General features: G+C 41.5%; 19 protein-coding genes. 17 read left to right on the top strand and 2 right to left on the bottom strand.

Annotated features, from left to right (window positions below; all coding sequences use genetic code 11):
* The first annotated feature begins 10 nt into the window (after positions 1–10).
* The 10 genes from BM161_RS05695 (at position 11) to BM161_RS05650 (ending at position 13,336) form a co-directional block, all read left to right on the top strand.
* Positions 11–1,393, top strand: coding sequence for a V-type ATP synthase subunit B (locus tag BM161_RS05695; RefSeq protein ID WP_074931040.1), 1,383 nt, complete (start codon positions 11–13; stop codon positions 1,391–1,393).
* 40 nt (positions 1,394–1,433) lie between these two features.
* Entirely contained in the window at positions 1,434–2,057 is a 624-nt protein-coding gene (locus tag BM161_RS05690) for a V-type ATP synthase subunit D (RefSeq protein ID WP_074931039.1), read from the top strand.
* 44 nt (positions 2,058–2,101) lie between these two features.
* On the top strand, positions 2,102–2,599 hold the full coding sequence (locus tag BM161_RS05685; RefSeq protein WP_074931038.1) for a universal stress protein: 498 nt from the start codon (positions 2,102–2,104) through the stop codon (positions 2,597–2,599).
* Positions 2,600–2,608: 9 nt separating this feature from the next.
* Complete coding sequence (locus tag BM161_RS05680) at positions 2,609–3,364, top strand: J domain-containing protein (protein WP_074931037.1); 756 nt, start codon at positions 2,609–2,611, stop codon at positions 3,362–3,364.
* 82 nt (positions 3,365–3,446) lie between these two features.
* Positions 3,447–4,205 carry a type I methionyl aminopeptidase gene (gene map / locus BM161_RS05675; RefSeq protein ID WP_074931119.1) on the top strand — a complete coding sequence of 253 codons (759 nt, stop codon included), beginning with the start codon at positions 3,447–3,449 and terminating at the stop codon, positions 4,203–4,205.
* 92 nt (positions 4,206–4,297) lie between these two features.
* Entirely contained in the window at positions 4,298–5,743 is a 1,446-nt protein-coding gene (locus BM161_RS05670; RefSeq protein WP_074931036.1) for a Do family serine endopeptidase, read from the top strand.
* A gap of 55 nt (positions 5,744–5,798) precedes the next feature.
* Entirely contained in the window at positions 5,799–9,797 is a 3,999-nt protein-coding gene (locus tag BM161_RS05665) for a phosphoribosylformylglycinamidine synthase (RefSeq protein ID WP_074931035.1), read from the top strand.
* Between the two features lie 18 nt (positions 9,798–9,815).
* A complete protein-coding gene (locus tag BM161_RS05660; RefSeq protein WP_074931034.1) occupies positions 9,816–10,790 on the top strand; it encodes a thioredoxin domain-containing protein in 975 nt (324 codons plus the stop codon).
* 6 nt (positions 10,791–10,796) lie between these two features.
* On the top strand, positions 10,797–12,074 hold the full coding sequence (locus BM161_RS05655) for a hemolysin family protein (RefSeq protein WP_074931033.1): 1,278 nt from the start codon (positions 10,797–10,799) through the stop codon (positions 12,072–12,074).
* Positions 12,071–13,336 (top strand): hemolysin family protein, encoded by a 1,266-nt coding sequence (locus BM161_RS05650; RefSeq protein WP_074931032.1) that lies wholly within the window; start codon positions 12,071–12,073, stop codon positions 13,334–13,336. The genes BM161_RS05655 and BM161_RS05650 overlap by 4 nt, the downstream gene beginning before the upstream one ends.
* Here the strand turns inward: BM161_RS05650 and BM161_RS05645 are convergent.
* Positions 13,314–14,330, bottom strand: coding sequence for an omptin family outer membrane protease (locus BM161_RS05645; protein WP_074931031.1), 1,017 nt, complete (start codon positions 14,328–14,330; stop codon positions 13,314–13,316). The two genes, BM161_RS05650 and BM161_RS05645, sit on opposite strands and share 23 nt — an antisense overlap.
* Positions 14,331–14,333: 3 nt before the next feature.
* Positions 14,334–15,083 carry an RluA family pseudouridine synthase gene (locus BM161_RS05640; RefSeq protein WP_074931030.1) on the bottom strand — a complete coding sequence of 250 codons (750 nt, stop codon included), beginning with the start codon at positions 15,081–15,083 and terminating at the stop codon, positions 14,334–14,336.
* Positions 15,084–15,299: 216 nt separating this feature from the next.
* On the opposite strand from BM161_RS05640, the gene BM161_RS05635 reads away from it, so the two are divergent.
* From BM161_RS05635 to BM161_RS05605, 7 genes are all read left to right on the top strand, one after another.
* Positions 15,300–16,724, top strand: coding sequence for an MBL fold metallo-hydrolase RNA specificity domain-containing protein (locus BM161_RS05635; protein ID WP_074931029.1), 1,425 nt, complete (start codon positions 15,300–15,302; stop codon positions 16,722–16,724).
* A 111-nt stretch (positions 16,725–16,835) separates the two neighbouring features.
* Positions 16,836–17,435 carry a hypothetical protein gene (locus tag BM161_RS05630; protein ID WP_074931028.1) on the top strand — a complete coding sequence of 200 codons (600 nt, stop codon included), beginning with the start codon at positions 16,836–16,838 and terminating at the stop codon, positions 17,433–17,435.
* A 220-nt stretch (positions 17,436–17,655) separates the two neighbouring features.
* Positions 17,656–19,953: a formate C-acetyltransferase gene (gene pflB, locus BM161_RS05625; RefSeq protein WP_074931027.1), complete on the top strand. Its 2,298-nt coding sequence runs from the start codon at positions 17,656–17,658 to the stop codon at positions 19,951–19,953.
* 253 nt (positions 19,954–20,206) lie between these two features.
* Positions 20,207–21,052 carry a transporter substrate-binding domain-containing protein gene (locus tag BM161_RS05620; RefSeq protein ID WP_074931026.1) on the top strand — a complete coding sequence of 282 codons (846 nt, stop codon included), beginning with the start codon at positions 20,207–20,209 and terminating at the stop codon, positions 21,050–21,052.
* Positions 21,053–21,102: 50 nt separating this feature from the next.
* Positions 21,103–21,813 carry an amino acid ABC transporter permease gene (locus BM161_RS05615; RefSeq protein ID WP_074931025.1) on the top strand — a complete coding sequence of 237 codons (711 nt, stop codon included), beginning with the start codon at positions 21,103–21,105 and terminating at the stop codon, positions 21,811–21,813.
* Positions 21,803–22,537 carry an amino acid ABC transporter permease gene (locus BM161_RS05610; protein ID WP_074931024.1) on the top strand — a complete coding sequence of 245 codons (735 nt, stop codon included), beginning with the start codon at positions 21,803–21,805 and terminating at the stop codon, positions 22,535–22,537. Before BM161_RS05615 ends, BM161_RS05610 begins: the two co-directional genes overlap by 11 nt.
* On the top strand, positions 22,531–23,268 hold the full coding sequence (locus tag BM161_RS05605; protein WP_074931023.1) for an amino acid ABC transporter ATP-binding protein: 738 nt from the start codon (positions 22,531–22,533) through the stop codon (positions 23,266–23,268). The genes BM161_RS05610 and BM161_RS05605 overlap by 7 nt, the downstream gene beginning before the upstream one ends.
* Positions 23,269–23,288: the final 20 nt, after the last annotated feature.

The raw sequence follows: 23,288 nt of genomic DNA, 5'->3' as shown, positions 1-23,288 counted from the left end.
GAGGTGCGGAATGAAAGGTATTGAATATCGTGGTGTTACTTCTGTAGACGGACCAATCGTTGTCCTCAAACGCACCGAAAATGTTTTTTATAATGAGACCGTTTGTGTACGCGACCGCCTTGGCGAAAAGCGTACAGGAAAGGTTGTTGATATTTCTGAAGAAGCAGTTGTAGTTCAGATTTTCGGTTCTACAACCGGAATCGACCTTGATGAAGCAACATTTGAATTCCTCGAAGAACCTCTTGAACTTCGTGTAGGCGAGGGACTTCTTGGTCGTGTTTTCAACGGACTTGGAAAACCAATCGATGGCTTCCCTGAAATTGTCAGCAGTGAAAAGCGCAATGTAAACGGAAACCCAATGAATCCGTATGCGCGTATTTATCCAAGAGACTTTATTCAGACAGGTATTTCTTCAATTGATGGAATGAACTCTCTGGTACGCGGACAGAAGCTTCCTATTTTCTCTGGAAACGGTCTGCCACATAACAAGCTTGCTGCTCAGATTATTCGCCAGGCAAAGCTTCGTAACTCAGACGAAAAGTTCGTAATGGTTTTTGCCGGCATGGGTATTAAATACGACGTTGCAAAATTCTTCGTAGACACCTTTGAAGAGTCCGGAGTTCTTGCAAACGTAGTTATGTTCCAGAGCCTTGCCGACGCTCCTTCTATTGAACGTATTATTACTCCACGCTGTGCACTTACAGCCGCAGAATATCTTGCCTTTGAAAAGGGAATGCACGTACTTGTAGTTCTTACAGATATGACAAACTACTGTGAAGCCCTCCGCGAAATCTCTACAACCCGTGGAGAAGTTCCTGGACGAAAGGGCTACCCTGGATACCTTTATTCAGACCTTGCAGAACTCTACGAGCGTGCCGGCCGTGTAAAAGGCAGCGAAGGTTCAATTACTCAGATTCCAATCCTCACAATGCCTAACGATGATATTTCTCATCCTATTCCAGACCTTACCGGATATATTACCGAAGGTCAGATTGTACTTGGCCGTGAACTTTTCCAGGAAGGAATCTATCCTCCAGTTGCTGGTCTTCCAAGCCTCAGCCGTTTGATGAAAGACGGTATCGGTCCGGACATGACCCGCGAAGATCACGCTAACGTTTCAAGCCAGCTCTTTGCTTCGTACTCAAAGGTAAAGTCTATCCGTAACCTTGCAGCGATTATTGGTGAAGAGGAATTGAGCGAACTCGACCGTGCATACCTTCACTTTGGTAAGCGCCTTGAAGAAGAGTTCTTTGCTCAGGGCGAATACGAAGACCGCACAATCGAGCAGACTCTCGACATCGGCTGGAAAATCCTTGCCGAACTTCCAAAAGAAGAGCTCACCCGTATCAAGCCTGAGTTTATTGAGAAGTATCTGCCGCCGGTGGTTGAGTAGGCGAAGCCGTATCGAAAACACAAGTTACAGGATCTAAGCTATGGCAAGACTAAACATCGCCCCAACAAAATCAAACCTTCTCATGATGAAAGAGCAGCTCGCGGTCTCTACCAACGGCTACGAGCTTCTTGAAGAAAAACGCGAAATCCTTGTGCGTGAACTTATGCACCTTGTTGAACGCGTAAAACTTCTGGAAAAGGATATTGATGAGGCGGTTGAAAAAGCATACCCGGCATTTAAGCGCATGCTCATGATTGACGGTGCCGACCAGATTGAACGCATTTCTCATGCCGTTCATTATGATTTTGATTTTACAGAAAAGCGTGTAAATATTGGCGGTATGTCGTTCCCAACTATCGACGTTATCATGCCGGAAAAAGAACTGTTCTATTCTTTTGTCGGTACAGATGCAAATATGGATGCTACCATCAACAGTTTCTTTGAACTGCTGCTTTTGCTTACACAGATGGCGTCGATAAGAACAATTGTATGGCGACTTGCAGAAGAGGTTCGCAAAACTCAGCGCCGTGTAAATGCTCTTGATAAGATGATTATTCCGCAGGCGCGGGAGACCAAGGCTTATATTGAAAGTGTCCTTGAAGAGCGCGACCGCGAGAATGTATTTGTACTTAAAGCACTGAAGAAAAAAAATGGCGCGAAATAAAAAGACGTGTTACAATTGTAAAAGACAAAGACGTCGGAGATATTATGGCGAAAAGTTTTTTTAAGAAAATGATTGTCGCAGTAAACGGTCACCGTTCATCGGTTCACTCATCGATGTACGCTATTATGATGGCCAGAACTTACAATATTTCCATTAAGTTCGTTTACGTTGTAGATACCGCTACTGTAAAATACCTTTCTATGAATAAGTTCCTCGTTTCTGATGAACGTTATGATTACGAAGAGCGTCTTAAAGAAGATGGCGAGCGTTACCTTGCTTATGCGCAGATGCTTGCGGGATCTAAGGGAATAAAGTGTGAGACGGAGCTTCGCAACGGTGGTGTTTTTACGGAGATTTTGCGCGCGGCAGATGAATATGAAGCAGACCTCATAATTCTTGGCGGAAACGAAAAAGACGAAAATCACCATAACCTTAAACGTAATGTCCTTTCTATAGATCAGAGTGAAGTGCTTGCTCATTCAAAAGTTCCTGTAATGATTATTCAAAAGCCTGATATTGAAAAAATCTTCAAAATATTCTAAAAAATTGTAATGAAAGATTTTTACAAGATTCTGGGTGTTCGACATAATGCAACTCTTGCCGAAATTAAACGTGCCTATCGTGAAAAAGTAAAACTTCTCCATCCAGATCTTTCGGGAGATCCAACTCATCGTGATGAATTCAACGAAGTAGTGCAGGCGTACCGAGTACTTTCAGATATCCGCCAGCGTTCAATTTTCGATGAATCTTTCTTTATCCGCGTAAAACGATCCTACAAAAATGCAGACACCTTCAATTATTATGACTGGCTTTCTGCCCGCACAGATGAAGAAAGTCGTGCCAAGCTGATTTTCTATACTCTCATGCATCAGAAGGAAGATGAAGCAGTTGCTGAGTTCAAACGCATGCAGATGAATCATGCAGATTTTTCCCTCAAGAAATGGTTTACCCGCGAAGACTTTATGGACTATGGTTACATTCTTGCAGAAGAGCTTGTAATCCGCGGTGAATATTATGATGCAATCATTCTTCTGGAACAGATTATCCAGATGGAATACTCATATCATTACTTTTATATTTTCTTCCCTGAAGTAATGGATTTTACTCTGAACATCCTCAAAAAAAATATAGACTGCGTAATTTCCGATGAACTTGCTTTGGACGTTTTTGAACGTGCTCTTGATCTCAACTTTGGTTCTAAAAACGACGCTTTCTTCCTCCGTAAAATGAGTGAAGAATACCGCCGCCTCGGAGATCTCTCTACTGCTGAAATCTGTTTACGGGAATCAGAGAAACTCGGTGGATAAAAGCTTGTTAGATAATTCTAACAAAAACTCTTCCCCAAAAATCACAAAAGTGTTAAAATCTTTCATAAAGAAGGAATCAAATATGATACAATTGAAAACACCAGAACAAATCGCAGGCATTCGTAAGGTATGTCACATTACCGCAGATATGTTTAACGAACTCATTCCAAAGATAAAAGCCGGTATGTCTACAAAACAGGTAGACGATATGTTTAAAGACTATATGCTTGCACACGGTGGTAAGCCAGCATGGTGGCGTGAAGACTTCCCTGGAGCTACCTGTATCAGTATTAACGACGAAGTTATCCACGGAATCCCTTCTAAAAAACGCATTATCAAAGATGGTGACCTTGTAAGTATTGATGTTGGAATCGATATGGACGGTTACATCAGCGATACAACTCATTCTCTTTTAATTGGAAATGTAAATCCTAAAGTTCGTAAACTTCAGGAAGTAACTGCAGAATGTCTTAAAGCCGGAATTGCTGCCTGTGTAGTTGGCAACCGCATCAGCGACATAGCAAATGCAGTTTATGATATTGCAACCCGCCACGGCTATGGTGTTGTTTATGATTTCTGCGGACACGGAGTTGGTCTTGATGTTCATGAAGATCCAAGTGTTCCAAACTGTCCGTTCCGCGGTCAGAACCCAAGAATCAAACCTGGTATGGTACTTGCAATTGAACCAATGATTAACCTTGGTGTTCCAGAAGTAGAGCAGGCTGATGACGGCTGGACAATTCTTACTGCAGATGGCAAGGTAAGCTGTCACGAAGAGCATACAGTTGCCGTCTTCGAAGACCACAACGAAGTCCTCACCGCGCTGGATTACAAAAAATAAGAAAACATTTATGTTACCTTTTCTCAAAATTTTAGTTATATTTAAAGTAAGCGCTTTAATAAAATATCTAAAATTTTGAGGAGATAAAATAAATGAAAAAACTGACTAAGGTACTGGCAGCAGCCTCAATGTTGCTTTTATTATCTGCATCACTTTTTGCAGATCCTCCTAAAAAGACATCTGATGCTTCTTTAAGCGTAGTAGAGGCACTCCAGAATTCCTTCCGCTCAATCTCTAATACAATGCTTCCAGCAGTTGTAGAAGTTGATGTTACAGAGACAAAAACTTATACAGATCCATTCGGTGGCATGTCAAATCCATTTGAATTTTTCTTTGGTCAGAGAGGAAATGGAGATGATAATGATAGTAATAAAAATCAGCGCGAATATGAATCAAAAGGTCTTGGTTCGGGTGTAATCGTAAGAAAAACAGGAAACACTTTCTATGTTCTTACAAATAACCACGTTGCCGGTTCTGCAACAAAAATCAGCATCAAACTTAATGATGGCCGTGAGTTCGAAGGAAAACTCGTTGGTGCAGACAGCCGTATCGACGTTGCACTTGTTTCATTCGAATCAAAAGACAGTTCTATTCCTGTAGCAAAACTTGGAGATTCAGATAAGGTTCAGCCTGGTGATATCTGTATGGCCTTTGGTGCACCTCTTGGATACAGCCAGTCTGTAACTCAGGGTATTGTAAGTGCCGTTGGTCGTTCTGAAAGTCACATGTCTGCAATCAGCGACTATATTCAGACAGATGCTGCAATCAACCAGGGTAACTCTGGTGGACCGCTTGTAAATATTTACGGTGAAGTAATTGGTATCAACACATGGATTGCTTCTTCTTCTGGTGGATCAGTTGGTCTTGGTTTTGCAATCCCTATCAATAACCTTAAGTCTGCAATCGATTCCTTTATCAAGAAGGGTAAGGTTGTTTATGGTTGGGTAGGTGTTTCACTTCTCGACATTCCTGTTGAATATAAAGATGATCTTGGTGTAAATGGAATTGAAGGTGCTTTTGCTGCCGAAGTATTCTCTAACTCACCAGCTTTCAAGGGTGGAATCAAACCTGGTGATTATATTATTGAAGTAAACGGCAAGAAGGTAAAATCTACAAATCAGCTTGTTCGTGATATTGGTAATCTTGAAGCAGGAGTTACTGCAAACTTTACAGTAATCCGTGGCGGTAAAAAGATTTCAGATATTATCGTAAAGATTGAAGAGCGTGCAAACGAAAGCGATATCAACAACAGTAAGATGTGGCCTGGTTTTATTGCAAGCCCTCTTACAGATAAGGCTCGTGAGCAGCTTAAAATTGATGATAAGAAGGTTAAGGGTGTAATTGCAACTAATGTAGAAGAAAAATCACCTGCAGCAAGCCTTCGTATCCAGAACGGCGACGTTATTACTGCAGTAAACGGCAAGAAGGTAACAACCCTCGCCGAGTTCTACGAAGAACTGGCCGCTGCTCAGAAGTCCGTAAACTTCGACATCTATTCAAACGGCGGCACAATAACAACCGGTACCTACCGCTTCTAAAAACTTCTGTCACCCCGAACTTGTTTCGGGGTCTCTTTTTTGATATAATCGCTCTATGTATCGTTTATATGTAGAGCGCCGCCCAGGCTTTGAAAACGAGGCGCGCCGTTATCTTTCAGAAATCAACAGTTTTTTGGGAATTGCAGGTGTAAAAGCAGTTCGTTATTTCAATCGTTATGACATTGAAAATGTAAGCGAAGAAGTTGCAAAAATTGCAGCAACACGCATTTTCTCTGAGCCACAGAGTGACTTTGTTTTTACAGAAAAGTTACCTGAACACGGTGGCCGTGAGATTATCTGGGAATTCCTTCCTGGACAGTACGATCAGCGTGCAGACTCTGCTGAGCAGTGTCTTTCTTTGCTCCGTGCAGGTCTTAAGGGAGTAAAAACTCTTACAGAACCTCCTGCAGTTCGCTGTGCAAAAATCGTTCTTCTTGAGGGTGATGTTTCAGATGAAGAAATCAAAAAGATTCAGAACTACCTTATAAACCCTGTAGATTCTCGTCTTACAGATGATACAAAACCAGAAACTTTGAAGATGCATTCAGAAGAGCCTGCAGACATTCCTGTTGTTGAAGGCTTTATCAAAATGAATGATTCAGAGCTTGATGAATACCGTAACAAGATGGGCCTTGCAATGGACCTCGCAGACATCAAGTTCCTTCAGGACTATTTCAAGGGCGAAGGACGCGACCCTGTAGAAACAGAAATCCGCGTACTCGATACTTACTGGTCTGACCACTGCCGTCACACAACCTTCCTTACAGAACTTAAAGATATCAAAATTGAAGATGGTCTTTATGCACCGCTCTTCAAAAAATCACTTGAAAACTATAACAACATGCGTACTGACCTTTATGCAGGCCGTACAGACAAGCCAGTCTGCTTAATGGATATGGCTGTAATCGGAATGAAGTATCTCAAGAAGCACGGAAAACTTGAAGATATGGAAGTTTCTGAAGAAAACAATGCATGTTCGGTTTATATAGACGTACATTACACAGCTGATGAAAATGGAAAGCCATTGGCAGCTGACGACCCACGCGCTACAGAGCGCTGGCTTATGATGTTCAAGAACGAAACTCATAACCATCCAACAGAAATCGAACCATTCGGAGGTGCTGCAACTTGTCTTGGTGGTGCTATCCGTGACCCTCTTTCTGGACGCAGCTGGGTTTACCAGTCAATGCGTATTACCGGTGCCGCAGACCCAACTGTACCACTCAGCGCTACAATGAAGGGAAAGCTCCCTCAGATTAAGCTCTGCCGCGAAGCAGCCCAGGGCTTCTCAAGTTACGGTAACCAGATTGGTCTTACAACTGGTCAGGTAGAAGAAATCTATCACCCGGGTTATGCCGCAAAACGTATGGAGCTTGGTGCTGTAATTGCTGCCGCTCCTGTAGATACAGTTATCCGCGAACGTCCTGAGCCGGGCGACATCATCATTCTTCTTGGTGGTGGTACTGGCCGCGACGGTATTGGTGGTGCAACAGGTTCTTCAAAAGTTCACACTGTAAAATCTGTTACAACTGCTGCTGCCGAAGTTCAGAAGGGTAACGCTGTTGAAGAGCGTAAGATTCAGCGCCTCTTCCGCAATAAAGAAGTAAGCCTTATGATTCGCCGCTGTAACGACTTTGGTGCCGGTGGTGTTTCTGTTGCTGTTGGTGAACTTGCTCCTGGTCTTGATATCAACCTTGATGCAGTACCAAAGAAGTACGAAGGTTTGAACGGCACAGAACTTGCAATTTCAGAAAGCCAGGAACGTATGGCTGTAGTTGTTCGCAAGGCTGATGTAGAACGCTTTATTGAAGAAGCAAAGAAAGAAAACTTAAACGCTGTTGTTGTTGCAACAGTTACAGATACAAACCGCCTCGTTATGAAGTGGCGCGGAAAGACTATCGTAGACCTCGGTCGCGAGTTCCTCGACGCTGCTGGTGCTCATCATGAAGCAACTGCTCTTATCGAGCAGCCTGCTGAGCCTGCTAAGTCTCCATTGCTGAACCCTCTCGAGGCAGTTGCCGCAGAACTCGACAAGCCTGTTAAGTGCGAAGGCTGTGTAAAGAATCATCTTACAGACGCATGGCTTGCAAACATCAATGACCTTGCATGTTGTTCACAGCGCGGTCTTGGCGAACGCTTCGACGGCTCAATCGGTTCAAGCACAGTTCTTTTCCCATATGGAGGAAAATATCAGAATACACCGGAAGCAGGTATGTCTGCTAAGATTCCTGTAATGACACCGCGTGAAACTTCAACTGCCAGTCTCATGACATACGGCTTTGACCCACGTGTTGGTCAGTGGTCTCCATGGCACGGAGCAAAAACTGCAGTTCTCAGCTCACTTGCAAAAATCACTTGTATTGGTGGTAAGGCTCGCACAAGCCGCCTGAGCTTCCAGGAATTCTTTGGTCGTGCAGTAAACGAAAAGCGCTGGGGTTATCCTGCAGCAGCACTTCTCGGTTCTGTAGATGCACAGGTTGAATCTGGTTGTGCTTCTATCGGTGGTAAGGACTCAATGTCTGGTACTTTTGAAGATATCAACGTTCCACATACACTTGTAAGTTTTGCCGTAACACACGACGAAGCTCCAAACGTACTTTCAGGTTCTTTCAAGGTAAGCGGAAACAATATCTATATGGTAAAGGTTCCTTATTCAGACCTTCTCGAACCAGATTACGAAACCTTCCTTAAAAACTCAGATATACTTTACGAGCTCAATAAGGCCCGCCGCATTGCCGCTATGTATCCTGTAGGACCTGGTGGAATTGCAGAAGCTGTTACAAAGATGGCAATGGGTAACATGGTTGGTGCCAAGATTGACGCATCGGTGGTTGAGCCTGTCGAAACCACCTTGAGAAATCTCTTCGTTCCAACTTACGGAAACATCATCGTAGAAGTTCCATCAGCTCATGTACCAGAGTTTGAAAAGGCAGCCTTTGTGCCAGGTACCCTCGTTCAGCTTGGTATGACAACTGATAAGCCTGCAATCGTAATCAAGAATGCAAAGCTTGGCGGCGTTACAAATCCAGAAGTTGAAATCAGCCTTTATGACTGTGTAAATAAATGGGAAGATAAGCTCAAGGAAGTATTCCCACGTGTTAGTGGTGTTCCAGAGCAGCCAAAACTCCCAGAATGGGCAACAGATGTTCACAAATCACTTTCAGACATCCGTAAGGCTCCAGCCTTTGTTCAGCCAACAAGCCGTCCAAAGGTATTGCTCCCTGTATTCCCGGGAACAAACTGCGAAATCGATATGGCCCGTGCCTTCAACCTTGCAGGTGCAGAAACAAAGATTCTCGTACTCCAGAACCGCACACAGGCTCAGCTTACAGAATCTCTTGATAACCTCGCACGCGAACTTCGCGACGCACAGATTCTTGCCCTCAGTGGTGGATTCTCATCAGGCGATGAACCAGATGGTTCTGCAAAGTTTATTGCAAACGTACTCAAGGCAGGAAACATCAGCGAAGAAGTTATGAATCTTCTTAAAAAGCGCGACGGTCTTGTACTTGGAATCTGTAACGGTTTCCAGGCTCTTGTTAAGACAGGTCTTGCTGTATACGGTGAAATCTGCGATATGACTCCTGATATGCCAACTTTGACATACAATAGAATCAACCGTCATATTTCACGCATTGTACGTACACGTATCGTATCTGCAACTTCACCATGGGCAATGCACCCAAGCGTAATCGACCAGAGAAATCACCTCATCGCAATTTCTCACGGAGAAGGACGCTTTGTTTGTGATGAAGCAACAGCTAAGAGACTGTTCGAAAATGGACAAGTATTCACACAGTACGTTGACGAGTTCGGACGTCCTGCAATTTCTGAGCCGGATAACCCTAACGGATCTGCATTCGCAATCGAAGGTATCACATCTCCAGACGGACACGTTCTTGGAAAGATGGGACATTCAGAGCGTGGCGTAGGCATGGAAGTAAACGGCGCATCTCTTGACCTGTTCAAGAACGTAGGTGGAAGCCCACTTACAAACGAAAGTGAAACAACCTGTGAAAACCTCTTTGCAGCCGGCGTTTCATACTTCAAATAAAAACTAAGGAAAAACAAAATGAAAAACTTTAAAAAACTTCTTACAATTTTTGCTACAGCTGCAATCCTCTTTGTCAGCTGTGGAAATGCCAGTGTTGATGCAAACGGCTGCTATTATGATATTGATGATGCAGTAAAAGCTGCTGAAAAAAATAATCAGGATATCATGATCATCGTTACAATCGAAGGTGATGATTTACAGAGCGAAGACTTCCTTAATAAGGTTGTTCGCACTCCAGCTTTCAAAACTGATATTGCATCAAAGTTTGCAGTAGTTTGCATGGACTTTTCTCAGTCAACATATGAATCATCAGTTGTAAAAGATGATGCTAAGGCTACAGAAAAGAAAGCTGCAGAAAGACAGGCTGATTTAATTCAGAAGAATACAAAGTATGCTGCAAAACTCAACGTTCAGCAGACTCCAGTAGTTTATATTCTTTCAAAGGAACAATACCTCATCAACGGACTTTTCTATGATGATGAGAACCGCACAGTAGAAGGCTTTAAGGCTATTCTTGATGAAAAGGCTTCTTCAATTGAAGATATTCACAAGATGATTTATCAGACAAAAATTGGAAATGCCGAAGAAAAGGTAACTGCAATTGATGAGCTTTATGAAGCAACTGCACCTGACTACAGACTCTTCCTTATCGATTTGATTGAATCAGTAAAGAAGATTGATCCTTCAAATACAACAGGTCTTGTTGGTAAATATGTTTACGCTTCTGCAGATATCAGATCAAATCTTGCTGCAATCAATGGTGATGCAAAGGCTGCAATTCAGGCATATCTTGATCTTGAAAATGAAGAAACAGTTCCAGCTGAAGTAAGACAGGAAGCTATTTATACAGCTGCATATCTTGCTGCATCTGCTGGTATTGCAGACAATGCTGTAGTAATCAGTTACCTTGAAAAATCAATTCAGGTTGCTCCAGACAGCGAAAAAGTTCCTGCAATCCGCCGCGTAATTGAGGCCCTTTCTGCACAGGAATAGTACTGAATGGACGATAGCCCCAATTATCTGATTTACATAATTCTCGCAGTTTTAATAGTTCTTTCCATGCTGTTTTCTATTTCAGAAAGTTCTTTCCTTGGAATGAACAAACTGCGGTTAAGAATCCTCAGGAAAAATAAAGATAAGCGTGCTCTTATAGCCGGTAAACTCTTAGACCGCAGAGAGCGCCTTATCAATACTCTTTTAGTTTCAAACGACATAGTAAATATTTTTGTTTCTTCTATTATAACTTCAATTGCACTGGATGTTTTCGGTCAGAAAGGTGTTGGAATTGCAACTCTTATTGCAACTCTTCTTCTTTTAATTTTTGGTGAAATTACTCCAAAAACAATTTCTACCCGCTGTCCCGACAGAATAGCCTACGCCCTTGCTCCGTTTGTACGGGTTGTAGTTGCAATCATGCATCCTATTGTAATTGTTGTTTCTTTTATTGCCCGCTGTGTACTGCGTATTTTTGGAATTAAAACCAACGCAAAAAAGCAGTCTTATACAGAAGAAGAAATTAAAACCTTTTTTGACATGAGTTCAGAAAGTGGAATTATCGAGGAAAATGAAAACCGAATGATGACTCAGGTCTTTAAGTTTTCAGATCTCGAGGCACAGGATATCATGGTTCCAAGAACAAAGATTCGTGCAGTTCCACATGATGCAACTTACAGAGATATTATTGAACTTTCACAGCGCCTGGGCTTTACACGATTCCCGGTTTATCGAAAATCAATAGATGATATCATTGGTATTATTTATCTTAAAGACATGATGGCTTATAAGGAAAGTCAGAGTGCTTTTAATCTGCTTCATGTAATGAGGCCACCTCTTTTTATTCTTGGTACAAAAAAAATTACATCTGTTCAGGAACTGCTTTTTGAAAATCATGATTCAATGGCAGTTATTGTTGATGAATATTCTGGTACAGATGGTGTAATTACAGAAAAAGATATTTCCCGCGAAATCTTTGCACTCCCTGGAGAAGATTCTCTCCGTGGCAAAGTTTTTGATTTTGATAATGTAGAAGATAAAAACGACTTTGAAATTAACGGTTCAGTGCTTTTGCGAGACCTTAAAGAAGATCTTCATATTGCGCTTGAATCAAATATAAATGAAACGATAGGCGGCTGGTTTTCAGAGCAGATAGACCGCATGCCTTCTGCAGGAGATACAGTTGAATTTGAAGGCTGGCTTTTCACAATCAAAAAAATCCAGTCGCACCGTGTAGAACGCATTCAGATTTCAAAGCTTCCTCAAGAGGAGGGCGAAGAATGACACATTATATAATTACCGGTGTAGAACTCTTAATCCTCATTTTGTGTGTCGGATTTTTCACTTCCTCAGAAACTGCATATCTTTCTCTGCCAAGACTTAAGCTTCGCAGCATGGTAGAGCAGGGACGAAGAAATGCTAAAAAGGTTGCAGCCCTTAAAGCAAATATGGATCGCCTTCTCACAACAGTTCTTATCGGAACAAACTTCCTGAACTCTCTTGCTTCTGCCATTGCCACCGCTCTTGCAATTGAGATTCTTGGAAGCAAGGGAACTGCAATTGCACCTTTTATAACAGCCTTCTTTATTACAACCTTTGCTCAGATTGTTCCAAAGACAGCTGCAGGTTTACATCCAGATGCATTTACATGTTTTTCGTCTATACCTTTGATGGTTCTTGAAAGACTGTTTTTTCCAATTGTCTGGATTTTTGAAAAGCTTTCTCATGGAGCCGTTGTTCTTGCAGAAAAAATCATGAAGCCGGACGGAGTTATTGTTACAGAAGAAGAACTTAAAACTCTTATTGATGTTGGTTCTCATGAAGGAACAATTGAAAAAGATGAAAGCCGCCTCTTAAATAAAATCATTAAGTTTAATGATCTTCTTGTTCACGATGTTATGAAGCACCGTTCACAGGTAAGCATGATTAAAAAAGAAGCCGCTTATGAGGAAGTAATAAATCAATTCCTTACTTCCGGCTTTTCAACACTTACTGTTTACAGTGGAAATCGTGAAAATGTTGTTGGTGTTCTCAATTATAAGAAGGTTCTTTTCTGTTCAGAAGATATAGACCGTGGCGAAGGCTTTGCCGGCCGTCAGATGACCGATGTTCTTTTTATTCCAGGTACAATGAGCGTTCTTGATATCTTGCAGCTCTTCCGTACCAGCGAACACAAGTTTGCTGTAGTCCTCGATGAGCAGGGACAGACAGATGGTATCATCACAATGGAAGATATCTTAAAGGTTGTCTTTGGTCATATGTCCGATGAAAACGCTTATGATAATACCGCTCCGGAAGATAAGGTTGAACTTGTTTCTCTTAATACCTTTATTGTTCCTGGTGATATGAAGATAGATGATGCCAATGAAATTCTCGGCCTCGCCCTGGAATCAGATGAAATGAATACTGTGGGCGGCTGGCTCCTCGAACAGTTCGGCTATCTTCCTGCCTCTGGTACAGTTCTCATTAAGGATAAGAATCTTTATACAGCCGAAGATGTAAGCGGCCGCAGAATTGTAAGTGTTAGAGTGAAAAAGAGTAATTAAGCCCGAGCGCCCATATAAAACGCTGGGTGCCGCCGTTACAACTGTCTTTAGCCCAGTTATCATCCTGGAAATTACCTTTACGGTCAATTTTTCTAGCATATGTAGTTCCCTTTGAGATGGGAATAGATTGAATGCTTCCATAGATTCCGGCGCTATGATTTTTTGAAAACATATACTGGGCAGTTGCTTCGCTTTCAATCAAAACAACACCTGTGATAACATCCATAAATGCATCTCCTCTAGGATAGTAATGGTAATCAATTGCATTTATAGTTGTAAGTTTAGGACTTATATCGAAACGTAATTTAATTTTTGTTTTAGGAATGGTTTCAGAATTAAGTGTTAAGCCAAGCAGAAATGAATTGATTGTCTGCTCATAACCAATGATATTTCCAGAGTATTCTGAAGCCCAGTCATAAGTAACAAATTCTTTGTTTTCTGATTTATAAAGACCATATCCTTTGCTTGAAGCAAACTTTATAAAATCATATTTATATGCAATATGTGGAGTGAGCTTAATTTCAAAAGGTAAATAAATATTACCACCTAAAGATATTTTAAGATTTACCAGTTTTTCCAAACGATTTATATGCTCAGAAAAATCAGTTCTTTCTGTCGGATCATCTTCTAACCAGCTTATATAATCATAACTGAATGAATTTCGCCAATCAGAATCCTGCATAAAATCACTTCGTTGTGGCACACCAAATGTACTTGAAAGATTCAATGCAAAATATTTTAAGATGTTAAGATCTGCATTTATATTAAATAAGGCGAGTGTTTTAAGATGCCAATCCAGTTCACTTAATTTATTATCTGTATTCTTACATTCATCATGAAACACATACTCATTAATAACCCCATTTGCAATTTCAAACTGTGGGGTAATCTGGAAGGAAAAATAATTTTCATATTTATTATCCAATGCATACAGATTGAAACTTGTAAAGAAAAGAATTATGAATAGCGGAAATAAAGTTTTCTTACCAGTCATTTTTTATACCAGCGGATCGACTCCAAAAAGTTTTGCCAGCTGTTTTCTGGTTGCGTCCATGTCTTTTGGATATGGTGCTGTAAAGCTTACCGGCTCCCCGGTTCTTGGATGTTTAATTTCAATCTTATAAGCGTGAAGGGCAAGTCTGCTTAAAAGTGGGCGCTCTTCGTATTCGTCGCCATTCCACTTTTTTTTGATTTCGCTGAGTTTTACCGGCTTCTGGTTTCCACTGTAAAGAGGGTCGCAGACAATTGAAAGTCCGTTTTCTGCAAGGTGTACACGAATCTGATGTGTACGACCGGTTTTTGGCTTTGCTTCAATCCATGAATAAGGACCACATGTTCCTATAAGGCGGAAGCTTGTAAAAGAAGGTTTTCCGTAACGCTTGCTTGCAACGGTTCTGTGTCGTGAATCTCCATCTGGCTGAAGAGGTAAATCTACATCAAGGGTTTCCCAGAGAGGGTGACCATATACCAGAGCATGATAAGTCTTCTGAACTTCCCGTGATTCAAACTGCATGGAAAGATTTCTCTGAGCTTCAGCTGTGCGTGCATAAATAATAAGTCCTGAGGTGTCTTTATCAATTCTGTGAACGGCATAAAGCTTTCCGAATTCTTCCTGCGCAAGCAGATCCAGACGTGGTGCGTCTTCGTTGTAACGGTCTGCCGCAATAAGAATGCCGCTTCTTTTATTGAGTACTACAAAATCATCATCCGAATAAATAACGCTATAATTTGTGTTCTTAACAAGCATATCATAAAGTATACCATTTTTAACAATCCCTTGACGAGTATTTCTTGAGTTTTTTATTTGTTTTATAAGGAAATACGTTTTATAATTTAACTGTGAAGTGAAATACCGTAGGCGAAATCCATACAAAAAAAATTCTGCACAAGCGAGCAAAGCGAGCGCGGAAGCCTTTTTTTGTATGGAGTTTCGCCGAGAGGTATTTCAATTTGGAGGTTGAATATGTCTATAAAATGCATTTCACTTGGCGCTGCTGAGGAAGTTACCGGCTCAAAGCATATTTTTAGAATTGATGACAGAATGTTTATGATAGATTGCGGTTCGTTCCAGGGAAAACGAAAGGAATCAGATGAGAAAAACCGTAATTTTGATATAGATCACGACCACCTTGAAGGCGTTATTCTTACTCATGGCCACCTTGACCACTGTGGACTTCTTCCTGTTCTTACAAGAAAGGGCTGGCGTGGAAATATCTATGCAACTCCTGCAACCCGCGACATTGCAAATCTTGTAATGATGGATAGTGCCCGCATTCAGGCACACGATGCAGAATTCCTTGCAAAACAGGCAAGCAAAAAAGGTGAAAAGTTTTACTGGAAGCCTTTGTATGATGAAATTGACTGTGTAAATGCCGCAAATCAGATTGTATCATTGTCATATAATAGAAAGATGTTTATTGCACCAGATGTTCAGCTTGAATTTTTTGATGCAGGACACATTTTAGGTTCAGCCTTTGCAAATGTCACAATCAATCCAAATCCTAAAGAACCGGAAAAAGAAACTCGTATTCTGTTTACAGGAGATATTGGCCGCAAGTGTAAGCCAATCATCCGTAATCCTGCAACAGATATGCCTGCTCCAGACTACATCTATCTTGAATCTACATATGGAAATAAGCTTCACGATAATCATGACCTTGCAATGAAGGAACTGATTCGTATTGTACGTGATGCCTGCGCAAAGAAGGGTAAAATCATAATTCCATCTTTTGCAATTGAACGTGCCCAGGAACTTGTATTCTATTTACATCTTCTTACAGATCAGAAAAAGATTCCTGTTGTACCAATTTATGTTGATTCACCTATGGCAAGTAACGCAACTTCAGTATTCCGTGTACATCCGGAATGTTATGATGAAAGTGTAAACGAAGCCTTCCTTAAACATCATAAAAATCCATTCGGTTTCAATTCTCTCATTTATACAACCAGCGTAGAAGATTCAAAGGCCCTCAATAAGAAAGAAGGTCCAATGATTATCATTTCTGCAGATGGTATGTGTGAAGCCGGCCGTGTTCTTTATCATCTTGCTAATGAAATTTCAGATCCTAAGAATACAATTATGATTGTAGGCTATATGGCTGAAAATACTCTTGGCCGCCGTATCTTTGAAGGTCAGAAAGAAGTTACCATTCTTGGCGATAAGTATGAGGTAAAAGCAAAAGTAGAGAAGTGTAACGGATTCTCAGCTCATGCCGACTACAGCGAAATGATTGAATGGCTTAAGGAAATTGACACAAGCCGTCTCAAGAAAATCTTCCTTATCCATGGTGAAGTTGACCAGCAGGAAGGCTTTAAAGAGCACCTTGTAGAAGCCGGCTTCCCGAATGTAGAAATCGTTCCGCCAGACACCGAGTACGAATTAGACTAGGTATAGTCGTCATCCCAAAACAAGTTCGGGATGACGATTTTTTTCTATTTACACACTCCCCATGAATTCGGTATTCTATATAATACATTAATTCAGAGGAGTTTTTTTTCTATGAAAAAAAGATCATTGATTGCAGCTCTTATTGTTCTGCTCTGTGGAACATCTTTGTCTGCAAAGAGTTTTGACTGGTCTCAGTGCTGGTGCAACTATGGTGGTGGAATTGAAAAGGGCGACTTCATTGTAAATGTAGATGCAGGTTTGCTTTATTCTGATTTTGTTTATAACGTTTATGATGGCTACTGGTGCCTTCCACCTATCATGGTAGAAGTTCAGTATGCACAGCCAATCTGGAAGCTTCCATTTACATTCGGTGGATATGCCGGTATTCATGCATATGGTTATAAATATCTTGATCATTATGATATTGTAAATCGTCATTATGTTTATGAAACAGATACATACTGGGGACTCTTCTTCGGTGGAGAAGCTGCTTATCACGTACAGCTTCCACCTGAATCACTCGACGTTTATGCTGTAACAAGAATTGGTGCTAATATTCCTGTTGTAAAACCAAAATCAAGTGTCTGGGTTCCAGATTACTTCCAGTTTGGTGAAGCAATTGGTGCTAACTGGTTCTTCAGTAAATCATTTGGATTGAACCTCGAAGTAGGTTATCCATTTACTAAATTTGGTGTAACTTTGAAGTTTTAATGTATAAAAAACACTAGATATAGCGGTTTTTGACTGAAATTCTAGTGTTTTTTGCATTATTTTACTTGATAAATTGTACACAATGTATTAATATGTAATCAGACCGATACGGAAAGTTTTTCCATTCCGCGCAAGAATCATAAAGGAGTCCTGTTCGGAAATCGGTAAATAATATCGCTGAGGGAATCATAAAGGAGTCCCAAGGCAAAAGAGGTTTTATATGACTTTAAGACCAGAATGGGAAGGATTTAATCCTGACGGTTTATGGACAAGCGAAATCAACGTTCGCGACTTCATCCAGGCAAACTACACACAGTATGATGGTGACTCATCATTCCTGGCAGGCCCTACAAAGGCTACAGAAAAGCTTTTTGCTGAGCTTCAGAGACTTCAGAAGGAAGAACACAATAAGAAGTCAGTTGGTCTTGATGGAAAGGAGAGATCAGGGGTTCTTGACCTTGATACAGATGTTGTAACAGGCCTTACTTCTCATCCGGCTGGATATATTTGTCCGGAAGGAAAGGAGCTTGAGCAGGTTGTAGGTCTTCAGACTGACAAGCCTTTGAAGAGAGCTTTCATGCCTTTCGGTGGAATCAAAATGGCAGAGCAGTCTTGCGAAATGTATGGCTACAAGCCAAATGCAGAACTTCACAAGATTTTCACAGAGTACCACAAAACTCACTCTGACGCTGTATTTGATGTATATACTCCAGAGATCCGCAAGGCCCGCAAGGCACACATCCTTACTGGTTTGCCAGATACTTATGGACGCGGACGTATCGTAGGTGACTACCGCCGTGTTGCTCTTTATGGTATCGACTACCTCATCGAGCAGAAGGAAGCTGATAAGGCTAACTGCGGTAACGGAACAATGACAGAAGAAGTAATCCGCCAGCGCGAAGAGCTTGCTGAGCAGATTAAGGCTTTGAAGGGTATGAAGGCTATGGCTGCCCTTTACGGTTATGATATTTCTAAGCCAGCTACAACAGCAAAAGAAGCATTCCAGTGGCTTTACTTCGGATACCTTGCTGCTATCAAGACACAGAACGGTGCTGCAATGTCTGTAGGACGTATTTCTACATTCCTGGACTGCTACATCGAGCGCGATATTAAGAAGGGAATCCTTAATGAGGAAAAGGCACAGGAACTCGTAGACCATATGGTTATGAAGTTCCGCATGGTACGCTTCGCTCGTATCGAATCTTACAACCAGCTCTTCTCTGGTGACCCAATCTGGGCTACTCTTGAAGTTGCAGGTCTTGGACAGGACGGACGTTCACAGGTAACAAAGAACGACTTCCGCTTCCTTCACACACTCGAAAACATGGGACCTTCTCCAGAACCAAACATCACAGTTCTGTACTCAAAGAGACTCCCAGAAAACTTCCGCAAGTACGCTGCAAAGATTTCTATTGATACATCTTCTATCCAGTATGAAAACGACGACATCATGCGTCCAATCTGGGGTGATGATTACTCAATCTGCTGCTGTGTATCTGCTACACAGACTGGTAAGGAAATGCAGTTCTTCGGTGCCCGCGCTAACCTTGCTAAGGCTCTTCTTTACGCTATCAACGGCGGTAAGGACGAAGGTGCAGGTCTTACACCTTATGCTCAGGTTGGTCCTGAATTGCAGCCAATCACTTCTGAGTACCTCGACTACGACGAAGTTATGCGCAAGTACGATGTAATGCTTGAATGGCTCTGCGACCTCTATGTAAACACATTGAACGCTATCCATTACATGCACGATAAATACTACTACGAAGCTGCTGAGATGGCCCTCATCGACACAGATGTTCGCCGTACATTCGCAACTGGTATTGCAGGTTTCTCTCACGTAGTAGATTCTCTCTCTGCTATCAAGTATGCAAAGGTTAAGGTTATCCGCGATGACCACGGTCTTGCATGTGACTTCAAGCCAGAAGGAGACTTCCCACGCTACGGTCAGGATGATGACAGAGCAGACGAAATCGCAGTATGGCTCCTTAAGACATTCATTGGAAAGATTAAGAAGCACCCAACATACCGCAATGCTGAGCCTACAACATCTATCCTTACTATTACTTCTAACGTTGTATACGGTAAGGCTACAGGTGCTCTTCCTAACGGACGCCCAGCTCACGCTCCATTCTCACCAGGAGCTTCTCCATCTTACGGTGCAGAAACAAAGGGACTTATCAAGTCTTTGAACTCTGTTGCTAAGGTTCCATACAAGTACTCTCTTGATGGTATCTCTAACACACAGACAATCAACCCATCTGCTCTTGGTCACGATGAAAATGAACGAGTTTCTAACCTTGTAAACGTTCTTGACGGATACTTCGCTAAGGGTGCTCACCACCTGAATGTAAACGTATTCGGCGTTGAAAAACTTAAGGATTGCCAGGCTCACCCTGAAAAGCCAGAGTATGCTAACTTCACAGTTCGCGTATCTGGATACGCAGTACGCTTCATCAACCTTACAAAGGAACAGCAGGACGACGTTATCGCTCGTACTTGCCACGCTTCATTGTAAGATGATACAAACGGTGGTTGAGCTTGTCGAAACCACCTGAAGTAAAACGCCTCCAGCAGGAGGCGTTTTTTTTTATATCCTGTCATTCCCCGGCTTGACCTGCGACGTTTGCGAAGCAAACTCGGTCAGGGAACCTGTTATAACAACAATTTATTACCGTTATCGAATAATTATATATAAAACCTATTGACTTACTAGGTAATTAGATGTACTCTAAGTCAACTTTTATTTCTTGATATTTCAGGAGGCATTTATGAAAAGAGAATTAAAAATTACACTGGCAGCAGCATTTATGATGCTTGCTGTATCCCCATGTTTTGCTGCGTCAAAATCTAAAAAAGCAAAAACAAAAGTACGTACAATTAATGTTGCACATACAATCACAAATGTACCTTACGACTTCCTTGATGAAAAAGGGCAGCCTGATGGTTTTGAGCTCGCAGTTCTTAAAGCTGTAGATGAGCTTCTCCCGGAATATGAGTTTAAGTTCCATGGTGTAAGCGATGAAGAGCTTTTGATTGGTACAGAATCTGGAAAATATCAAGTTGGTACAAAGGGTGCATGGATTACAGAAGAACGTAAAAAGAAGTTCCTCATTCCAAACAATCCTCTTGCAGCAAGTGTAATTGGTATAGCCTTCCGTAAAGAAAATGCTGACCAGATTAAAGATCTCGAAAGTTTTGCCCGCTATTCTGGAAAACTCATTCCAATTTCTCCACAGAGTGCACAATTCTCTGTAATTCAGGAGTTCAATGAAAAACATCCTTCAAATCAGATTAAGCTTGTTCCATCTGATGTTTTTGATATTGCAGATTCATACCTCTGGGTACTTGAAGGCCGCTATGATGCTTACTTTGTACTCAAGCTTTCATATGAAAAGAATGTTTTGAAAGAAACTGGTCCATACCATCAGTTTGCAGATAAGCTTGCTTACGTTCCATATAAGGGAATTCCAACCTGGCCTCTGTTCAACAAAAAAGAAGTTGAGCTTGCCGCTGCCTACGACAAGGCCGTGCAAACATTGAAAGAAAATGGTACAATATCAGCACTGTCACTCAAATACTTCGGAGAGGATGTATTTAATTTTGTGAGTGACTAAGATTTCACGGTGGTTGAGCTTGTCGAAACCACCTTTTACAGGAGTACGGATTGTCCAGACCTTTTTCGCCAGTTCAAATCTACAAAAGTCTAGTCACAATCCTTCCGTACTTCGGTGTAACTTTCGGTGTCGTGCTTGGAACCATCGTTCTGGGCATGGCACTTGCAATCCTTCTTTTTGCCCAGAAGCAGAGTAAAAAACGCTGGGTGCGCGCTATTGCAGATGGCTACATAAATATCATCCGTTGTACACCAAGTATCGTTCTTCTTTTTATCGTTTATTACGGAATTCCAAAAATCGCACTTGCTGCTTTTGACGTAAACTTAAATTTTTCTTCTAAAATCATATATGTAATAATTTCGCTCTCATTGATTTACGGAGCATCTCTTGCAGAAGTTATTCGTTCTGCTTATCTTGCGCTCGGCCGCTCTCAATATGAAGCAGCTCTTTCTATAGGACTTACCCCGGCACAGGCAATCCGCCGTGTTATGCTTCCGCAGGGAATTGTTGTAGCTCTTCCAAATCTTGGAAACTCTCTTATCTCTCTCTTTAAAGAAGGAAGTCTTGCTTTTACAATCGGACTCATTGATATGATGGGGGCGGGTAATCTTATAATCTCACGAAACTATGGCGCTTATTCTCTGGAAACTTATCTGGCTCTGGCAATCATTTACTGGTGCCTTACACTTATCATAGAACAGATTTTCTTAAAACTGGAAAAGCATTATTCAAAGGGAAGGAGGAGTCTTGATGCAGCTTGATTTTTCCTACCTCATCAAAACCTTCTGGCTTTGCGTAAAAGCAATTCCGGTGACTTTAGAAATCACAATTGTGTCCCTGCTGCTTGCCGTAATCCCGGCTCTTTTAATTGCGCTTGCCCGCATTCACAAAGTCCGCGTACTTGATGTTATTTGCCGCATCTTTGTTTCTTTTATCCGCGGCACTCCAATCGTACTTCAGATTCTGATTGTCTACAGCATAATGCCAAGTCTTTTGAACTCGCTAGTAAAATCTGCCGGCTGGGCAATCAACGTTTTTGAAATGAATCCTGTGATTTATGCCTTTGTAGTTTTTGGAATTAATTCTTCTGCAACACTGAGTGAAGTTTTCCGTTCTGCAATTTCTTCTGTAGACCGCGGTCAGTTAGAAGCCGCACTCAGCATCGGTGAAACCCGCTTTCAGGCTTTCCACCGCGTAGTATTCCCTCAGGCTGTTGTTTCTGCTCTTCCTAATCTCTGCAGTACCACAGTCATCCTCATCAAAAATACTTCACTTGCCTTTATGATGACTGTTCGCGAAATTACAGCAGTAGCCAAAATTGAAGCAGCCTACGGATATAACTACGTTGAATCTTATATTGATATTTTTGTAATTTATATTGTGGTATGCCTTGCAGTAGAATTCATTTTCCGTAAAATAGAAAAGAGAGTTGTGTATAAAGGTATAAAGAATTATAGAAACTTTGGAAGGGTAAGAGGATGCTGAAACTTACAGATGTACATAAATCTTTTGACAAAACAGAAGTTCTCAAAGGCATTTCGCTGAACGTAGAAAAGGGAAGTGTTACAACAATTATCGGGCCTTCCGGTGCCGGTAAAACCACTTTACTCCGCTGTATCAACTTTTTTGAAAAAGCAGATTCCGGTACCCTTGATTTTGATGATATTCATGTTGATTTAGAAAAAGTTTCTAAAAAAACAATGCTTGAAATCCGAAGAAAAACTGCCTTTGTTTTTCAGAACTATAATCTTTTTGAAAATATGACTGCCCTGGAAAATGTTATGGAAGGTCTTGTAACCGCCAGAAAAGTTCCAAAGCCAGAAGCTAAAGACCGTGCCTTTAAAGCTCTGGAAAAAGTTGGTCTCAAAGATAAGGCAGATTTTTATCCTTCAAGTCTTTCTGGCGGTCAGCAGCAGCGCGTTGGTATTGCCCGTGCAATTGCAGTAAATCCAGACGTAATTCTTTTTGATGAACCAACCTCAGCGCTTGACCCTGAACTCACCGGCGAGGTTCTCAACGTAATCAAACAGCTTGCAGCCGAAGGCACCACAATGGTAATCGTAACTCATGAAATGTCTTTCGCCCGCGACACAGCCAATCACATAATCTTTATGGACAAAGGTCTTATTGTCGAAGAAGGTTCTCCATCAGATATTTTTACATCGCCAAAAGAACCTCGTACCAAGCAGTTCCTGCAGCGTCTTGAAAACATATAATCTTCCATATATTACTATAA

Origin of the sequence: Treponema bryantii (assembly GCF_900113965.1) — a bacterium.
Classification (GTDB): Bacteria; Spirochaetota; Spirochaetia; order Treponematales; family Treponemataceae; genus Treponema_D; species Treponema_D bryantii_A.
The sequence above is the reverse complement of the archived record's forward strand: the minus strand, read 5'-3'. Positions and strand labels throughout refer to the sequence as shown.